The organism is Chloracidobacterium sp., assembly GCA_016715795.1.
Lineage (GTDB): Bacteria > Acidobacteriota > Blastocatellia > Pyrinomonadales > Pyrinomonadaceae > OLB17.
In genome coordinates, this window is sequence record JADJXP010000002.1 from 1,959,067 (window position 1) to 1,975,495 (window position 16,429).

13 protein-coding genes and 1 pseudogene are annotated in these 16,429 nt (G+C 55.8%); 3 read left to right on the forward strand and 11 right to left on the reverse strand.

Annotated elements, in window-relative coordinates; translation table 11 throughout:
• Positions 1-39 precede the first annotated feature (39 nt).
• Positions 40-1,641, reverse strand: a complete 1,602-nt coding sequence (locus IPM59_14060) for a DUF2088 domain-containing protein (GenBank protein ID MBK9216691.1) — start codon at positions 1,639-1,641, stop codon at positions 40-42.
• Positions 1,642-1,705: 64 nt separating this feature from the next.
• Positions 1,706-2,380 (reverse strand): HAD-IB family hydrolase, encoded by a 675-nt coding sequence (locus IPM59_14065; GenBank protein ID MBK9216692.1) that lies wholly within the window; start codon positions 2,378-2,380, stop codon positions 1,706-1,708.
• 186 nt (positions 2,381-2,566) lie between these two features.
• Between IPM59_14065 and coaD the strand changes: the two genes are divergently transcribed.
• From coaD to IPM59_14080, 3 genes and pseudogenes are all read left to right on the forward strand, one after another.
• The gene (gene coaD / locus IPM59_14070) at positions 2,567-3,058 is read left to right on the forward strand and encodes a pantetheine-phosphate adenylyltransferase (GenBank protein MBK9216693.1); all 492 of its coding nucleotides are present in this window, start codon (positions 2,567-2,569) and stop codon (positions 3,056-3,058) included.
• Between the two features lie 99 nt (positions 3,059-3,157).
• The gene (locus tag IPM59_14075) at positions 3,158-4,363 is read left to right on the forward strand and encodes a pyridoxal phosphate-dependent aminotransferase (protein ID MBK9216694.1); all 1,206 of its coding nucleotides are present in this window, start codon (positions 3,158-3,160) and stop codon (positions 4,361-4,363) included.
• Positions 4,360-4,440, forward strand: a pseudogene (locus tag IPM59_14080) (antibiotic biosynthesis monooxygenase). Before IPM59_14075 ends, IPM59_14080 begins: the two are co-directional and overlap by 4 nt.
• A 90-nt stretch (positions 4,441-4,530) precedes the next feature.
• On the opposite strand, the gene IPM59_14085 reads toward IPM59_14080, so the two are convergent.
• The 9 genes from IPM59_14085 to IPM59_14125 all read right to left on the reverse strand — a co-directional run bounded on the left by IPM59_14085 (position 4,531) and on the right by IPM59_14125 (position 16,343).
• Positions 4,531-4,905, reverse strand: a complete 375-nt coding sequence (locus IPM59_14085) for a GxxExxY protein (GenBank protein ID MBK9216695.1) — start codon at positions 4,903-4,905, stop codon at positions 4,531-4,533.
• A gap of 91 nt (positions 4,906-4,996) precedes the next feature.
• A complete protein-coding gene (locus IPM59_14090; GenBank protein ID MBK9216696.1) occupies positions 4,997-6,490 on the reverse strand; it encodes an ABC transporter ATP-binding protein in 1,494 nt (497 codons plus the stop codon).
• Complete coding sequence (locus IPM59_14095; GenBank protein MBK9216697.1) at positions 6,483-7,124, reverse strand: histidine phosphatase family protein; 642 nt, start codon at positions 7,122-7,124, stop codon at positions 6,483-6,485. The genes IPM59_14090 and IPM59_14095 overlap by 8 nt, the downstream gene beginning before the upstream one ends.
• Complete coding sequence (locus IPM59_14100; GenBank protein MBK9216698.1) at positions 7,125-8,183, reverse strand: BMP family ABC transporter substrate-binding protein; 1,059 nt, start codon at positions 8,181-8,183, stop codon at positions 7,125-7,127.
• 40 nt (positions 8,184-8,223) lie between these two features.
• Complete coding sequence (locus tag IPM59_14105; protein MBK9216699.1) at positions 8,224-9,537, reverse strand: thymidine phosphorylase; 1,314 nt, start codon at positions 9,535-9,537, stop codon at positions 8,224-8,226.
• Positions 9,538-9,638: 101 nt separating this feature from the next.
• A complete protein-coding gene (locus tag IPM59_14110; GenBank protein MBK9216700.1) occupies positions 9,639-10,112 on the reverse strand; it encodes a 2-C-methyl-D-erythritol 2,4-cyclodiphosphate synthase in 474 nt (157 codons plus the stop codon).
• 39 nt (positions 10,113-10,151) lie between these two features.
• The gene (gene ispD, locus IPM59_14115; GenBank protein MBK9216701.1) at positions 10,152-10,844 is read right to left on the reverse strand and encodes a 2-C-methyl-D-erythritol 4-phosphate cytidylyltransferase; all 693 of its coding nucleotides are present in this window, start codon (positions 10,842-10,844) and stop codon (positions 10,152-10,154) included.
• Positions 10,844-11,818, reverse strand: coding sequence for a TRAM domain-containing protein (locus tag IPM59_14120; protein ID MBK9216702.1), 975 nt, complete (start codon positions 11,816-11,818; stop codon positions 10,844-10,846). The genes ispD and IPM59_14120 overlap by 1 nt, the downstream gene beginning before the upstream one ends.
• 358 nt (positions 11,819-12,176) lie before the next feature.
• Complete coding sequence (locus IPM59_14125; protein ID MBK9216703.1) at positions 12,177-16,343, reverse strand: M36 family metallopeptidase; 4,167 nt, start codon at positions 16,341-16,343, stop codon at positions 12,177-12,179.
• Positions 16,344-16,429 lie beyond the last annotated feature (86 nt).

Sequence of the window (16,429 nt, forward strand, 5' to 3'; positions counted from 1 at the left end):
TCAGAATGACCAGTCAGATGACCAGTTATATTATTAAAATTAATCCGTCACACTACACAACCCGATTATCGGCTGGTGCAGCATTGTTATCTCGGCGTTGCGGCCTTGTTTTGAACGGGCCATTGCTATTGCTTCGGTTAAGTTGTCGGCGCGGTCCCAGCCGAGGATGTTGGGGACGTGGGCGTTTTCGGCACCGGCGGCGATGACTTGGCCGACGTGTTGGCGGCCGTTCTCGCCCCAGTACCACATAAAGAACGGGTGAGCGCCGTGATAGGCGTTGCCGCGGCGGTACATCTCGACGTAGGCCGGATTCGAGGCAAATTCGCGTTCGTATTTTTCACGCAAAAAGAACGCATCGCGGCTCTCGGGCAGCAGCCGATGGAAAAACTCGATATAGCTCGGATGAAAGTTATGGTCGAATTCGTCAAAGCACGGATGCGTCAATATCAGCGTCCCGCCCTTTCGCAGCAGCGGCTTGTTGCGGTACATATTGAAGTGATACCCAAGGGCCATAACCTGCACTAATAAAGGATTTAACGCCGAATAGACGTTATACGGCGAGATGTCCGGGATGCCCGTGATCATGATGTCGCACTGGCCCTTGACCGGAATTTCGTACTGCCGGTAGTTCATCTCGAGGATCTTTTCGTGAACAGGCTCTGTCGAGCCGGCGTAGCAGGCTATCAGCTCATATTGTGCGGGAATGGCGTGGAGCATCTTGCGCCGAGCACCGCGCGGCATCTTGGAGAACGTGCGTTTCATCGCCTCCCATTTCAGCCGGTCGGCGAACGAGAACTCGTCCTCGTTCCGCGTCAGGATGTCGTAGCCCTCGCCGAACATTCGATTGTTCAACGCGGTCTCGATGTGAAAGACCTTCATCTGCTCGTCGACGAGCTTGCCGAGCCGAACGACCTTATGATTCAGCTCCGATGCCGGCGGGTCCATGTACGAATGACTGTCGCGAATCGTCTGCGGCTCGTGATGCGCCCTTAACGACTCGTAATCGCACAGGCCGACCGCGACCGATTTGTGCCCGCCATCCATCGGGACGAGATTGATATTGCAATAGATCAGCAGGTCGCTCTCAAAGCACCGGCGATTGATCCGCAGCGGCTCGTTGTGCCGCGTGTGCCCGAGCGTGACGCGGCCGTCCTCATCCTCAGCATCGTGGTTGTAGTAGCGGTCGGGATAGTATTCGTTGTGGATCTTGCTGCCGACCATCCGCTTCATTTCCCACTCGGTCATCTTCCGGTGGAGCGAATTCGCGATGATTATGTGAATGTCGTCGACGCCATTCGCCGCGCACATATCCAGCACTACCTCAAGCATGGTCTGCCGCAGATCAGGCGTCGCCATCGGCGGCAACGGCAGCGAAATGTCGTCCACCGCGATCGTCACCTTCATCCCAGGCTCGAGAAGCGCATAGAGCGGCTCCATCTCGAGCGGATGATTCACCGCATACCGAATCGCGGCTTCCCGATTCGGCAGCCCCTTGATCGGCGGATTCGGATATATCACCCGCGTCCCGATCGGAATGTCATTGATAATAAAATCCTCGCCAAACGGCATGATCCGCGGCGCGCTGTCTTTATCTATATAGACAATGGATTCGTGTGTCTTTCGCCTTAGTTGAAGAGCCATAAGCGTTTTGCCACGAATGCACGAATGAAAGCCTTCTTATTCGTGCATTCGTGGCTTTCTCTTTCTATTTCAAATCTAGGACCGGCCAATCGTGTTGCATGGCCGTTTGTTTCAGTCTCATATCCGGACAGACAGCAACTGGATGACCAACTATCGAAAGCATCGGCAGATCGGAAATACTGTCCGAGTAGGCATATGAGTCCGACAGGTTGATGTTCTCGCGTTCGGCGTATTCTCGCATCCATGTCGCCTTGGTCGCTGACGCCATCACCGGCGGGATTATGCGGCCGGTCGAGTAGCCGTTGACGAACTCCATATGGTTCGCCTTGAAATCATCAATGCCGAGGTGGTCCATCAGGCGTTCGATGGTGAAGTCCAGTGCGCCGGTGATGACTACTTGGCGTTGGCCTATCTTTTTGCCGGCGGCGATCAGGTCTGCCGTGCCATCGAATATCGCGGGCTTTAGCACTTCCTCAAACAGCTCGTCCGAAAAATACCGCAGCCGGTCGTATGAGAGCCCCTCATAGCTTTTGAAAAAGACAGTGTTAAAGACATTGCGTGAGTACAACTCCGCGACGCCAAACAGCGGCAGCCGCGCGACCGTGCCAAAGGTCTTCTTCGCCGTCTGCCACAGCCCCTGCTGTCGCTTGGCGTAGAACGCCAGCGTGTGTACCAGGTTTGTGCTGACCAGCGTGCCCTCGAGATCGTAGAAAGCCGCGGCTTGTCCCTTTTTGCTCATCTTAGGCTATGCTATGTTATTGACACTTCTTTAATTAGTAATTACTAATTAGTTAATTTCTAATTAGACGGGAATTCGGTTTCTGGCCCTATAGAAGGAATGATGATAGCAACGAGACCAAAAAGCAAGGGCAAACTGAATAGAATTACAAGTTAATTACAAATTGTAATTACTTTGTGCTTACAGATTATGCGGCGAGCGATATTTCCGGGTTCATTTGACCCGTTGACCAACGGACATCTCGATATTATCCGCCGATCAGCGCCGCTTTTTGACGAGATGATCGTCGCGGTGCTCAATAATCCCGACAAGCATCCGATGTTCACCGTCGAGGAACGCTGCGACATGATCCGCGAGGTTCTGCCGTCCGTCGAAACCGCCGGATGCACGATGCTGGTCGAGAGCTTCTCGGGCCTTACTGCCCAATTCGCAAAAGATAAGAACGCGACGGCGATTGTTCGCGGCATTCGAGCGGTCAGCGATTACGAATACGAACTCAGGATGGCATTGATGAATCGCCGGCTCGAGCCAACCATCGAAACGGTCTTTCTGATGGCCGGTGAGGAGTACAGCTATGTCTCATCGACGCTGATGAAGCAGGTCTTTGAACTAGGCGGCCGTGTCGCCGGCCTGATCCCCGACCTCGTCGAGGCTCGAATGCGAGCAAGGAGACGATGAACCGCAGAGACGCGGAGACGCAGAGAAGGCAAGCACAAACCTTCAATTACCTGTTTTTGGTTCTCTGCGTCTCTGCGTCTCTGCGGTAAAATAACGCCGATGACATCTTTCCCCGTCTCAGACAATGTAGCAGCGATGCAGGGATCATCGACGCTGATCGCGGCGCAGGCGGCCGCCGAGATGCGCGCTGAGGGCATCAACGTGATCGACCTCTCGGTCGGCGAGCCGGATTTTGATACGCCGGAGTTTATTAAAGCCTACGCCGCCGAAGGCCTCGCCCGCGGGATCACAAAATACACCGCGGCCGCAGGCCTCAAGGAATTTCGCGAATCGATCGCGGCGTTCTATCATTCGCGGTTTGGCGCGGAGATCTCGGTGGCCCAGATCGCGGCGTCGTGTGGCGGCAAACAGGCATTGTTCAATGCAGCATGCACCTTGCTGGAGGCGGGCGACGACGTCCTCATTCCGAGACCGTATTGGGTAAGTTTTCCGGCAATAGCCGCATTCTGCCGGGCAAATACCGTCCTCATCGAGACAGCCGAGACCGATTTCGTCCTCACCGCCGATCAGGTGGCTGCGGCCATCACGGACAAGACACGTCTCCTAATTATCAATTCGCCAAACAATCCGACCGGCCGCGTGATACCGCCCGACGAGATGCGTCGGATCGTCGAGGTCTGTGCTGAGCGCGGCATTTATGTCCTTACCGACGAATGTTATCTCTTCTTTGCCTATCCGCCGGCCGAGCCTTTCACATCGGCGTCGCTGCCTGCGGAATTGCGTGAATTCGTCTGTGTCGCGGGGAGCTTTTCGAAGACTTACGCCATGACCGGCTGGCGTATCGGCTACACGATCGCGAACGAAACCTGGACAAAAGCAATGGTCAAGCTGCAAAGCCATTCGGCCACGCACCCGACGTCATTCGTCCAATACGCTTGCGCCAAAGCCCTGCAGGACGCCGACGCCACCATCGCCGCCGTCAACGCGATGACGAGCGAGTACGAACGCCGCAAGAACTACTTCGTCCCTGCTCTCAACGAGATAAACGGCTTCAAATGCGCGATGCCGGAGGGTGCGTTCTATGCGTTCGTCGATGTGCGTGATATGCTCGGCGACCGATTCAGAGCGTCCGCCGACATTGCCGACCTGCTGTTAAAAGAAGCCCACATCGTCGTTACCGACGGCGAGGGCTTCGGTGCGGACGGCTATCTCAGGTTCTCGTACGCGACTTCGATGAAAAACCTTGAAAGGGCGGTCGCAGCTATGAAGAGTATCTTTGGATCACAAACGGCTGAATCGACATGATCGCTCGCATCTGGCATGGCTGGACGACCGTTGAGAATGCCGCCGCTTACGAACGGCTGCTCAATGATGAGATATTTGTGCATGGAGAATATAAGAATTAGCCACGAATGCACGAATAAGAGAAGACATTCCGTTCATATTCGTGCATTCGTGGCTATTTTTCTTTCTTATAGCACAACTCGCCGATAGCTGAGCTTCTCCTCGCCAAAATTGACAATCAAAGCAAGTCTATTTCCAGATACTTTCAGATAGTTTATAGCCTGCGCAATGAATTCATCGGCGATGCCGCTCATTCCCTTGACCTCCAAAATTACCTGATTGAACACAACAAAGTCGGCGTAGAACTTATGAGGTAGTATTACACCCTTATAGTTGACCACATATTCCTTCTCTCGCTCATAAAGTATGCCGGCCCGGCGAAATTCGAGTTCAAGGGCATCTTTGTAAACGATCTCTAGGAACCCGGCACCGAGATTGTTGTGAACTTCCATGCAGAGACCAATAATGCGATAGGCTTCGTCTTTCAAGATCAGGTCGTTCATGATCTACAAGAAAAGAATAGCCACGAATGCACGAATAAGAGCCAGAAAGAAGCAGTTTATTCGTGCATTCGTGGCTAATTCCTTAATTTCATTATCCGCCCGTCATCATCAGGCCGATGTCCTCGACTGAGGTGGTCTTCGGATCGACCTCGCCGGCGATCTTGCCTTCGCGAAGGACGAGCAGGCGGTCGGCGAGGGCGGTGACCTCTTCGAGTTCGGCGGAGACGAGCAGGACGGCCGAGCCTGCGTCGCGAAGGGCGATGAGCTTGCGGTGGATAAATTCGATCGCGCCGATATCGACGCCGCGCGTCGGTTGCGAGACGAGCAAGAGTTTGGGATTCAGCTCAAATTCGCGGCCGATGATGAGTTTTTGCTGATTGCCGCCTGATAGCGACTTTGCGGTGAGCGTAGCGTCAGGCGGGCGAACGTCGAAATTCTCGATGATCTCGCCGACGCGTTTCTGGATGGCAGCAGAATTCATAAGTCCGGTCGCAGCCGCGATCGGCGGGCGATAGTGCACACCGAGGATCGAGTTTTCGGCGAGGTCAGAGTACAGCAGCAAACCACGTTTGTGGCGGTCCTCGGGAATGTGTGCGATGCCTAGCTCTTTGAGTCGGCGAGCCGACACGCGCGTGACGTCGCGGCCCTCAAACTCGAACGAGCCGCTCGACGCCCTCGTAAGGCCGGCCAAAGCCTCGATCAGCTCGGTCTGTCCGTTGCCCTCGATACCCGCAATTCCGACGATCTCGCCGGCCTGAACCCGAAACGAGACATCATCAACTGCCAGCCCATGCCGGCCATGGACCTTTAGCCCTTTGACCTCGAGCACGATGCCGTGCGGCGAAGAATTCGGCTTGTCGACACGCAGCAGCACGTCGCGGCCGACGATCATGCGGGCGAGTTCTTTGGCATTGGTCTCACTCGTCTTGACGTGCCCGACCGTGCGGCCGTCACGCATCACCGTGACCTCGTCTGAGATCGCGAGTACCTCGTCGAGCTTGTGCGTAATTATGACGATCGTCTTGCCTTGCTCCTTCATCCGGCGAAGAATGCCAAAAAACTCTTCGACCTCCTGCGGCGAGAGTACGGCCGTCGGCTCGTCGAGAATGAGCAGGTTAGCATTGCGATACAGCGCCTTGAGCAATTCCACACGCTGCTGCTGCCCGACGGACAGATCCTCGATCATCGCACGAGGATTGACGCCGAGCTTTAGCTCGTCTGACAGGGCCTGAATGTCGCTATTTGCCTTTTCGAGATCAAGATTTGCCGCCGAACCGGTCTCGGCACCGAGAATGATGTTCTCGGCCACGGTCATCGTATCGACCAGCATAAAATGCTGATGCACCATGCCGATGCCAAGCCCGATCGCCTCGTGCGGATTCCGTACCGGCACGGTCTTGCCGTCGAGTATGATCTCGCCGCTATCGGCATTATAGAAACCGTAAACGATCTTCATCGCCGTCGATTTCCCCGCGCCATTCTCACCCACGACCGCATGGATCGTGCCCTTATGCACCGTTAGCGAGACGTCGTCGTTAGCGACGGTTTCGCCGAATGTTTTGCGGATATTTCTTAGTTCAAGCATTTACTGACTCCGGCCTCGTTAACTTGCCGAAGAAGCTTTGACCTTCTTCGTCAAACAAGCAAGGAACTATCGCAATGTTCGGTATCTTAAACGATGTCATAAATTTATAGAAACCCGCCATCGACGCAGACGTAACTTCTGTAGCGAAGGCGATCCGCATCCACATAAGGGCCTTGATAACCTGTTCATGTGTCACGGCTACCGCGATAGCAAACTCCCGCGACAAAAGGTCACAAATGAAGCCGTCCAAGCGGCATAGAAACTGCGAGAACGATTCCGCCTGGCCGCCGTCACAGTACTCGGGATCACTACGGCCCCAATATTCATCCACCAATGGTTTGCGCTGTGCCGAGTTAGTGCCGCGACATTTCTCGATTGCAAGATACGTGAATTCCTGAATGTTCGCCGAAAATGTCGGGACGTCCTCGAACCTTCGAATCAGTGGTTCCGCGGTGAAACGCGCTCGATCAAACGGAGAAATCGCTATCAAGTCCGGCCTGATCGGGAAGGTCTCAGCCAGCCGGTCCGCCTGTGCCCTACCGAGCTCGGAAAGGGGTATCTCGCGCGGAGTTGTGGTCGCTTCCCCGATATTACCAAGACTCTCTGCATGACGGATAAACCAAACGGCTCGCATCTACTTTGCCATCGCGTCGGTAACCTTGATCTCGCCGGCGACGATCTTCTTCTTCGCTTCTTCGACGCGGCCGATCACGTCCGGCGGAATGATGCCGTCGTTATTCGCATCCATCGCATACGCAACGCCATCCTTGTCGAGGCCAAAGACGTGAAAGCCGCCGTGAAAATCGTTCGCGAGCACCTCTTTGACGACATCGTAACAGGCATTATCGACTCGCTTGACCATTGAGGTGAGCACAAAGCCCGGCTTGACCATGTTCTGGTTTGAATCGACACCGATCACGAATTTGTTCGCCTCGCCGGTCTTCGGGTCGCGGCCATATTGCTCGACGGCATCAAATGCGCCAAGACCCGAATTGCCCGCAGCCGTAAAGATCACATCCGCGCCCTTCTCGATCTGCGCAAGCGCGAGTTCCTTGCCCTTGCCGGGATTGTTCCACGCACCGTCGGTCACGCCAACGTAGTTGTCAATGACGCGAATATCCGGATTTACGCTCTTGGCCCCTTCCTCGTAGCCCGTCTCAAACTTATGAATCAGCGGAATGTCCATGCCGCCGATAAAGCCGAGCACGCCTGTTTTCGATTTCGCCGCGGCGATCATCCCCACGAGGTATGAGCCTTCGTGTTCGCGAAAGATGAGTGAGGCAACGTTCTGCTTGGGCGTTTTGCCGTCAGCCTCGAATATCACGCCGTCAACAATCGCGAACTTGATATTCGGATAGTCCATCGCGACCTTTTGCATGATCGGCCCCTGGGCAAAACCGACGCCAAAGATCAGGTCAAAATTCTCTTCGGCAAATGCCCGCATCGCCGGCTCGATCGAGTTTGGATTTCCCGGCTCGACATCATATAGGCAGATGTGCATGTCCTCGCGAGCACGCTTGACGCCCTCCCAAGCCGCGGCGTTGAACGACCGGTCATTCTTGCCGCCGATGTCAAAAACGATGCCGACCTTGATCTTGCAGCCCTCGCGCCGCGCCTCAGCATGATTCGCACACGATGAGACAAACGCCGCCACAGCAAACAACACCAAAAAAAGGGACTTTCCGCTCTTCATAACTCGAAACTCCGAACTCTAAACGCTGAACTCATGATTGTTAGACCGCAGCTCGGATCAGCTTGGTTGTCTTTGGGATTTCCTTCGATATTTTATATGCATTCCGCAGATTTTCACTAATCGCGTCCCCTTGCGAACGAGAGCGGCAATGCGCCAGGCCGAGCGGCTCGCCTTTTCGCACACGGTCGCCGATCTTCTTGAAGCACTCAAAACCTACCGCATGATCGACGCCATCCTCCACCTTTACGCGCCCGCCGCCGATATCACAAACCGCTCGCCCGACCGCAAAAGTATCGATAGCCGATACATAACCGTTCGCCACAGCCGCCACCTCGACCTTCTTCAAACCCTTTGCCAGCAACATTTCCGGCCTGTCACAGATCCGGGGATCGCCGCCCTGCAACTCGATATTCTGACGAAACAGTTCCAACGCCTCGCCTGACCGCAAGGCATTCTGAATCTTGAATCTCGAATTTTGAATTGTGTCGGCAACGCCTGCCTGCACCAGCATCGACGCCGTCAATTCGATACTCAACTCCAGCGTCTGCGCCATTGCGGGTTCAGCCTCGCCGCGGAGTATCTTCAGGCATTCATACACCTCGAGAGCATTCCCGACATATTTGCCCAACGGCTGGCTCATGTCTGTGATGAGTGCGCGGGTATCGACCTTGAATGACCGGCCCGTTTCGCAGAGGGCCTTTGCAAGCTTGACCGACTCGGGATATTTCTGGATGAACGCGCCCGAGCCTGTTTTAACGTCGAGCACCAATGCATCGAGGCCTTCGGCGAGTTTTTTTGACATTATCGAGGCCACGATCAGCGGAATATACGGCACCGTCGCCGTCGCATCACGCAGTGCATACAGCTTCTTGTCGGCCGGCGCGATCTGCTTGGTCTGGCCGATCAGGCCAAATCCGCACGCCCGCATCACCTCTTTAAGTCGTGTAAATGATAGATTTACGTCGTAGCCCGGGATCGATTCGAGCTTATCCAATGTCCCGCCCGTGTGCCCTAGGCCGCGACCCGAGATCATCGGGACCGCGATGCCACAGGCGGCCGCGAGAGGAGCGATTATCAGCGATGTCTTGTCACCGACACCTCCGGTCGAATGCTTGTCGGCCTTCGGCGCATCGATGTCGGAAAAGTCCATCACCGTGCCCGAATGCAGCATCGCCCGCGTAATGGCGTACTGTTCGCGGCGATTGAGCCCGTTGATGAACATCGCCATCACCATTGCGGTGATCTGATAATCAGCCCACTCACGCGAGGTAACACCGTCGATAAAAACGCCAATATCGGCATCCGACAATGCCTTGCCGTCACGCTTGCGGGCGATCAATTCCTGTGGACGCATCGATGTATTTTACCGCAGGAAAGGAATAAACCACAGATATACACAGATGGACACAGATATTTGTTTTGTTCCTATCTGTGTTTGTCTGTGTTCATCTGTGGTTAATTCTTCTGAAGAAGTGCAACCGCCTCCGCCGATACTGCACGCCGTTCGCCGACTGAATCGACGCCTTCGCCGGTCTTTGCTTTGACACTAACTTGATCGATCGAGACGCCCAGAGCATCGGCGAGATTGGCTCGCATCGCGTCGATATGAGGACGCAGCTTGGGACGTTCGAGGTGCACGACCGCATCGAGATTGCCGACCGAATAGCCTTTTTCGTTGATCAAATCGACCGCGTATCGCAGGAATTGCGAGCTTTCCGCATTTCGCCAACGCTTCTCGTCATTCGGAAAATGCCTGCCGAGATCGCCCAACGCCAACGCGCCCAACACTGCGTCCGCGGCCGCGTGCATCAACACATCCGCGTCGGAATGCCCGTCCGCACCGAGGTCCGACTCGATCACGACCCCGCCGATAACCAGCGGCCGTCCGGCGATCAGCCGATGAATATCTGTGCCAAATCCAACTCTCACAATTCTTTACAAAAGTAGCTAGTAGCTGATAGCTAACAGCTAATAGCTACTTTTCAAAATCGCCTCAGCAAACACAAGATCCTCCGGCCGTGTGATCTTGATATTTCGCGAACTGCCCTCTACGGCGGCAATGGGCACGCCGAGTTTTTCCACGAGATAACATTCGTCGGTAACGGTGTCGAGAATCGCTCCGGGCCCATATTCACTATAGGCCTTCATCAGCAGTTCAACACGAAACGCTTGAGGCGTCAGTGCACGACGCAGCTTGTTGCGGTCAAGTGTCGAACCTATCTCGTCTCCGCGAAGCGACTTGATCGTATCCGTCACGGGAGCGACCAGGCAAGCGGCCCCTGTTTCCTGTGCCTTAGCGACGACCATTTCTACCTCGTCAACCGAGACTAAAGGACGTGCCCCATCGTGTATGGCAACGACAGACGCATCATTGTTTTGACAAACTACCGACAGCCCATTCAAGACAGATTCCGCCCGAGTAGCCCCGCCACTGACAATTGTCTTAATCTTCTTAATTTGAAATTTCAAATTTAAGATCTCAAATTCCGCCCTCCCTTCGTCCGACAACACAAGCACGATCTCGTCCACCGCCGGACAGGCCTCAAATCGTTCTAAAGTGTGTATTATTAAGGGCTTGCCGAGGAGTTCTGTGAATTGTTTGGGCTTGTCGGCGGCGAATCTCGAGCCGCTGCCGGCGGCAACGATGATGGCGATATTCACTATTCGATCTCTTCGATTATTGTCGTCTGTCGTAGCTCGCGAGTTGCTTTTCTAAAACCCAGCGAACGCGAATCGTGAATACTGAATGCCGATGAATTCTCGTTACCATTCTGCTCGTCACGCTCTTCCCAAAGGCGGCCGAATATCATCTTGCCTGCAGTGGTCTGGAGCACGCTGGTCACGGCGATGTCGGCTGTTTTACCGATTAGACGGCGGGCATGGTCAACCACGACCATAGTGCCGTCGTCGAGATATGCGACGCCTTGATTGTATTCCTTGCCCTCTTTGAGAATAAAGACCCGCATTGCCTCGCCGGGGAGTACGACGGGCCGCATTGCGTTAGCCAGCTCGTTGATATTCAGGACCTCAACGCCGCGAAGCTGCGAGACCTTATTCAGGTTAAAATCGTTCGTCACGATCACGGCATCAAGCTGCTGGCCCAATTCGATCAGCTTCAGATCGACCTCCTTGACGGCCGGAAAGTCGGTCTCTACTATCTGCACGTCGAGTTTTGTATTGCTCCTCAGCCGCTGGAGCATATCGAGCCCACGCCGGCCACGCTGTCGCTTTGACGAATCAGGCGAGTCCGCCACCTGCTGCAATTCAGCCAGGATAAAGTTGGGAATGATCAATGAGCCGCCGAGAAAGCCCGTCTCCGCGACATCTGCGATGCGGCCGTCGATGATCACGGACGTATCGAGTATCTTGTAATCACGAGTGGAGGATTTGTCGCTAAATATGCCGCCGAGCGCAGAGAGGTCGAGATAATCGCCCTTTGCCGCTCCGACCATCAGCCCGACGTAGCCCATAAAAAAGGCCAGCGTTATCGTAAGAAACGTCTGCATTTCTGCCGACACAGCCGCTTCTTTTTGGATCGAGATGAGCACCCCAATCAGGAAGGCCCCGATAATGCCTAATATCGAGCCCACTGCGGCACCGATCAGCGTCTTAAGCGACGCCCGCCGCACACGCATCTCAAAGCCTATAATGAGCAGGGCAATCACGCCGCCGAGCACACCCGAAAGCAGACGCCGCGTGCTCTCGTCCCCGATATTGCTCAGCCCGAACCGCTGCGTTCTCTCAAAAGGGACAAGCAAATAACCGAGCAGAACAAGAAAGCCGACGAACGCTATCCTGATAATGAGAACGTCCAGTCTCACAGCAGGAAATGTTACCACAAAATATAGGAGCGAGGTTAGCCGTGGAATATGCCCCCGGATCGAGCTTGGCGAAAGCAGATCAGCCGCAGATAAAACGGATAACGCAGATAAGGAAGATTATTTCAAATCTTCTCCTATCCGCGCTTCTCCGCGTGATCCGCGGCTAATTTCCTTACGGTATATAAGCCTTCGGCATAGGCGTATCGGTCGGGGCACCGAACTGGACGCCGGTGTAGCCTTGCGTCGAGCGGAGCATGTGCCAGATGCCGGCACGGTAGACCGCACGGTCGTACTTGTTGTCCGCGTCGTAGTCGCCGGGAATCGGGATGTCACCCGTTGTGCCAAACGGCTGGAACTCGACCTGGCCGTCAGAGCTTCTCTTGACGATCCACAACCCGTCACGGAACACGGCGATGTCGTCCTTGTTGTCGCCGTCGTAGTCCGCAGGGACAGGAACGTCAGCCGGGAGGCCGAAGTTTGTTGTCGTGCTGCTGCCGTCGTTGTTGCGGACAACCCAGTCGCCGGTTGACGGGCGATAGTACACCAGATTCGACTTGCCGTCGCCGTCCGTGTCCATCGCATACGGTTTGTCGCCGTTCTGGCCGTGCGTGATAAACGTAAAGCCGCCATTCGCACCGCTCGAATTCACTATGTACCAGGTGCCGTCCGATGGCCGCCACGCCATCACATCTGTCTTCTTGTCACTGTCATAATCGCCTGAGACGAAGATGTCTCCGGTGTTGCCCCACACAGGGAACTTTGCCGTGTTTGTCGAGCTTTCGAGATAGATCAGATCAACGCCATCGGCCGTCGTAAACCTTGACACGCCAAAGTCCGTCTTATTATCGGCATCAAAGTCACCTGCGATGGCAACATCGCCCGTATTCCCAAACTGTATCCCAAAGAAGCTGCCGTTGCCCGAATACTGCGTATAGAACGCACTCAGATTCGGTGCAAACGCCGTCGGCCGCCACACGGTAGTATCCGTCCTGTTGTCACCGTCATAATCACCCCGCGTATACAACGGCGTCGGCGAGACACTCGGACTTGGGCTCGGAGAAGGACTCGGTGTCGGTGTCGGTGTCGGAGTCGGCGTCGGAGTAGGTGTCGGTGTCGGTGTTGGCGTCGGCGTAGGTGTCGGAGTTGGGTTTCCTCCGATCTGACACGAATAGTCAGCAGATTCAAAGGTGATCGACCAGCCGCCTGCCATCTCGCCGACGTTACCCGCGGCGTCATCTACGACAAAGAGGTTCCATGTGCCGTTCAGGCTCGCACTGTTTGTGCCGTAAACGGACGCAAAAGTTGCAGATCCGCCGGGAGCCGGCAGTTGATACAACGGTGGCGGGGCCGGGGCCGGGAAAGAGTCCTGGCCGGCGTCAGCGGTCGGGCGGTAGTCGCCCGACGTGATCACTGTGGGAATAGGCGTCAGTGCCGAATCGAATAGATTCATCGTCACATTCGTGACAAGGTTTGGCCCGCCCTGATCGGACATGATCGTCATCTTCTTGTTTCCGGGGCCGACGAGCAAGATATCCATGTCCGCCGGTGTCGTATGCGAAAGCTGGCTGAACTGGACCTTGATCGTCCGCAAGCCGGTAAGGCCCGAGACGGCGATACCGCTGGGATAGACCGATGCCGGGCCGTTCGTGGTTGTCGGGGCGCCATTCGGAATAGTTATCGCGGCGGTGTTTGAGAATGTGACCGGTGCCTCGGGCACGCCAAGCCTGAAGGTCTGCGTAAATGGTATTTGCGTCCCGGCGTCACTGCTGATATTGATCGTGACCGACTCGAGACTACCGCACGGCGACCCTGCGGGAACCGTATATGGCACGCCCTGCTGCACGGTCGCTCCCGCGGCTATCGTGCCGTAATTGACGCTGCCGCCGCCCGGAACGCTTACCGTTACATTCGTAAGCGGTGCCGCCGTGGGGTTCCGAACGGAAATGTTAAGAAGCACGTTCTCGCCCGGCTCGGGATAGCCGTCATTGTCACCGGGCAGGTCACTCACCGAGAATGGCAGTACATAGGTCGCATTAGGACGTATGAACGACTCGGTCAGAGCAGAGCCGGTATCCGTTGCGGCAAAGCCAAGGCCACGAATTCGAAATCCTTCACGAAAATCCGCCGCATCCGCCTCGGCCTCAGGCCCGATGGACGATGCCAGAGCTGCCGCGATGATCGCGTCGCGTTCCTGGACAAATGTCGGATTAAGCGGTGCCAGCTTCATCCCGTCGGTCACAAACTGGATCTGACGGCGATTGCCTGTTTCGAATCCAAGCCGGGCAATAAACAGTGCCCTTGCCTCAAACAGCAGCGACGCCCAAACCTCGCCCTGATTGTGTACCTCGGTACACGCATTGCCGGCAAATGGCGGCGATGCCGGATAGGCCCCGTCGGTGAGCACGCAGGGAGTGTTGACATCGCCGGCCGTAAGCGGATTGAACGGCCGATTGTTCGGACCGCCTGTCGAAGACAGCACCGCATACGGAAATCGCCGGATGCCGTAATACGAATTCGTAGCTCCCAGGCCGAACACGCCGAATGTCGAGTATGACGCCGCCGCATAGACGCCATTCGCCGGGTCTGTAGCTTCGGACAGGCCGGTTAGCCCGTAAAAGTCACCCCAACCTTCGCCCATTCCCCGGGCACGTTCCGTCCCGAGGCCGCTGGCGTTGCCGTGGAGGCGATTTGAGACGCCATGTGCCAATTCATGCACAACTATCTCGGTATCTAGCGAGCCATCGCGGGCCGGCACCTGCGTGAATACATACATTCGCATCCGGCCGCGGCCGCCGTCTGACGGCGTCATAAAGTTTGCGTTGTTGGTGCCGGCGAAATCCTGCGCCTGTGCCTTGATCCTGTCGAACCCAACACCACCGCGCCCAAAATTGTCATGCTGAAAATTCCTGGCCGCCTCAGTAAAGCCGAGTTGATAAAGGTAATCGTGAAACCGGTTAGTCGTGTAGAAAAGCTGCGTTACCGCACCGGAGCGCGAATTCGCCGTTGTGAGGTCGTCGGGTGGCGGCGGCATTCCGGGCGGCGGATTGTACGCAAAATTGAAAACCCGGTCAACTCCCGGCTGAGGCGCATCGACATCGTCGGGTGGGACGATATTCAGCCCTGCCTCGACCGCATTTCCGTCGGTCCAGCCGCACGTCGGGCAGCCCGACGGGCCGGTGCTGTCGGTGATCCATCCGAGATTATTAAACGCAAGCGGGCCTTCGTTGCCGATCAGCGTCCGGTTGACGCGAGCGATCTGGACGCCCTGAACGCCGCTCGGCGATGTCGGACCCGGCGTGATCGGATTTGGGTTTTCCGAGATGTCCATCGGCGAATTCGGATTGGCATAGACATTGTAGGTCGCCGGCTGTGTCTGATCGTTCACCAGATTCTTGCGCCAGAGCATCGTGCCGGTTGCGGCATCAACGATCACGTAATATGCCGCAGAACCCTTATCGATAAAGACCCGCCAAGCGGCACGCGCCACGCCCGGCTCGGTCGCGAAATAGAATTTTTCGGCTGCGGGAGCGAAATCGTTCGTGCCGAAGTACGTTGCCTTGTCCGTGCTCCGAGTCTCATCCACGGCCATATCGGAAGTTTTGATCTGATAATCTATGTGGCCGGCAGCCGCCCTTAATGCGGCCGACGCATCGCCAAAATCCGTTGCGATCCGTGCCTGATCAAGGCCCGGAGCGAGATTATTGATGACACGAAACATCCGGCCGTTCTTGCCAAATCCGGCCTTGATCTCGCCGCGAAAGACGGGAATATCATTGATGAACTGTTCGAAGTGAGCGAACGAAAGATCGCCGTTAGGATTGGCGTAATCAGCCGTCACCTTGAGCGCGGCCGCCTGCTGGTCGGTTACGCCAAGAAGGTCATTGTTCTGTTGAATGAAACTGCGCAGCGCGTCTGAGCGCGAACCGACCGATCGTTCGGCCAGGTATGCGAGACTGTCCGTCCATACGCCCGTAGCTATGACCTCGGGCGTGCGGATGTCCTGATTGTATTCCACCACCAGCTTTGGCACGCGTGTCCTGAGTTCGCCTTCGGCTCGGACAAACCGATCGCGAATATCTGCTACGCGCCCAGCGTCAACCGCCGAATCGGCCCTCGCCTCGACAAGAAAACCGATCGCCGCCGCGCTTGCGTCGCTGCGGATGTCGTAATACGGCAGTTCCGGCTCGTGGCTGACGGTCCGCGGGAACAGGCCCGCTCCACCGGCACCGGCAGCGTTAGCGAACTTGAACGGCAGGGCAATAACGCCCGTGATCAGGGCAAGCAGCCCCAGCGTCAAACAAATACTGCGGCCAACGGCCGAACGGTTCTCTTTTCTCATTTAATTTTGTTCCTCAGGGATCCTAACCCTCGCACAAGACCACCCATCACGTTCTGAGAACGCGGCGACGGAATAGGAGCGAGTGT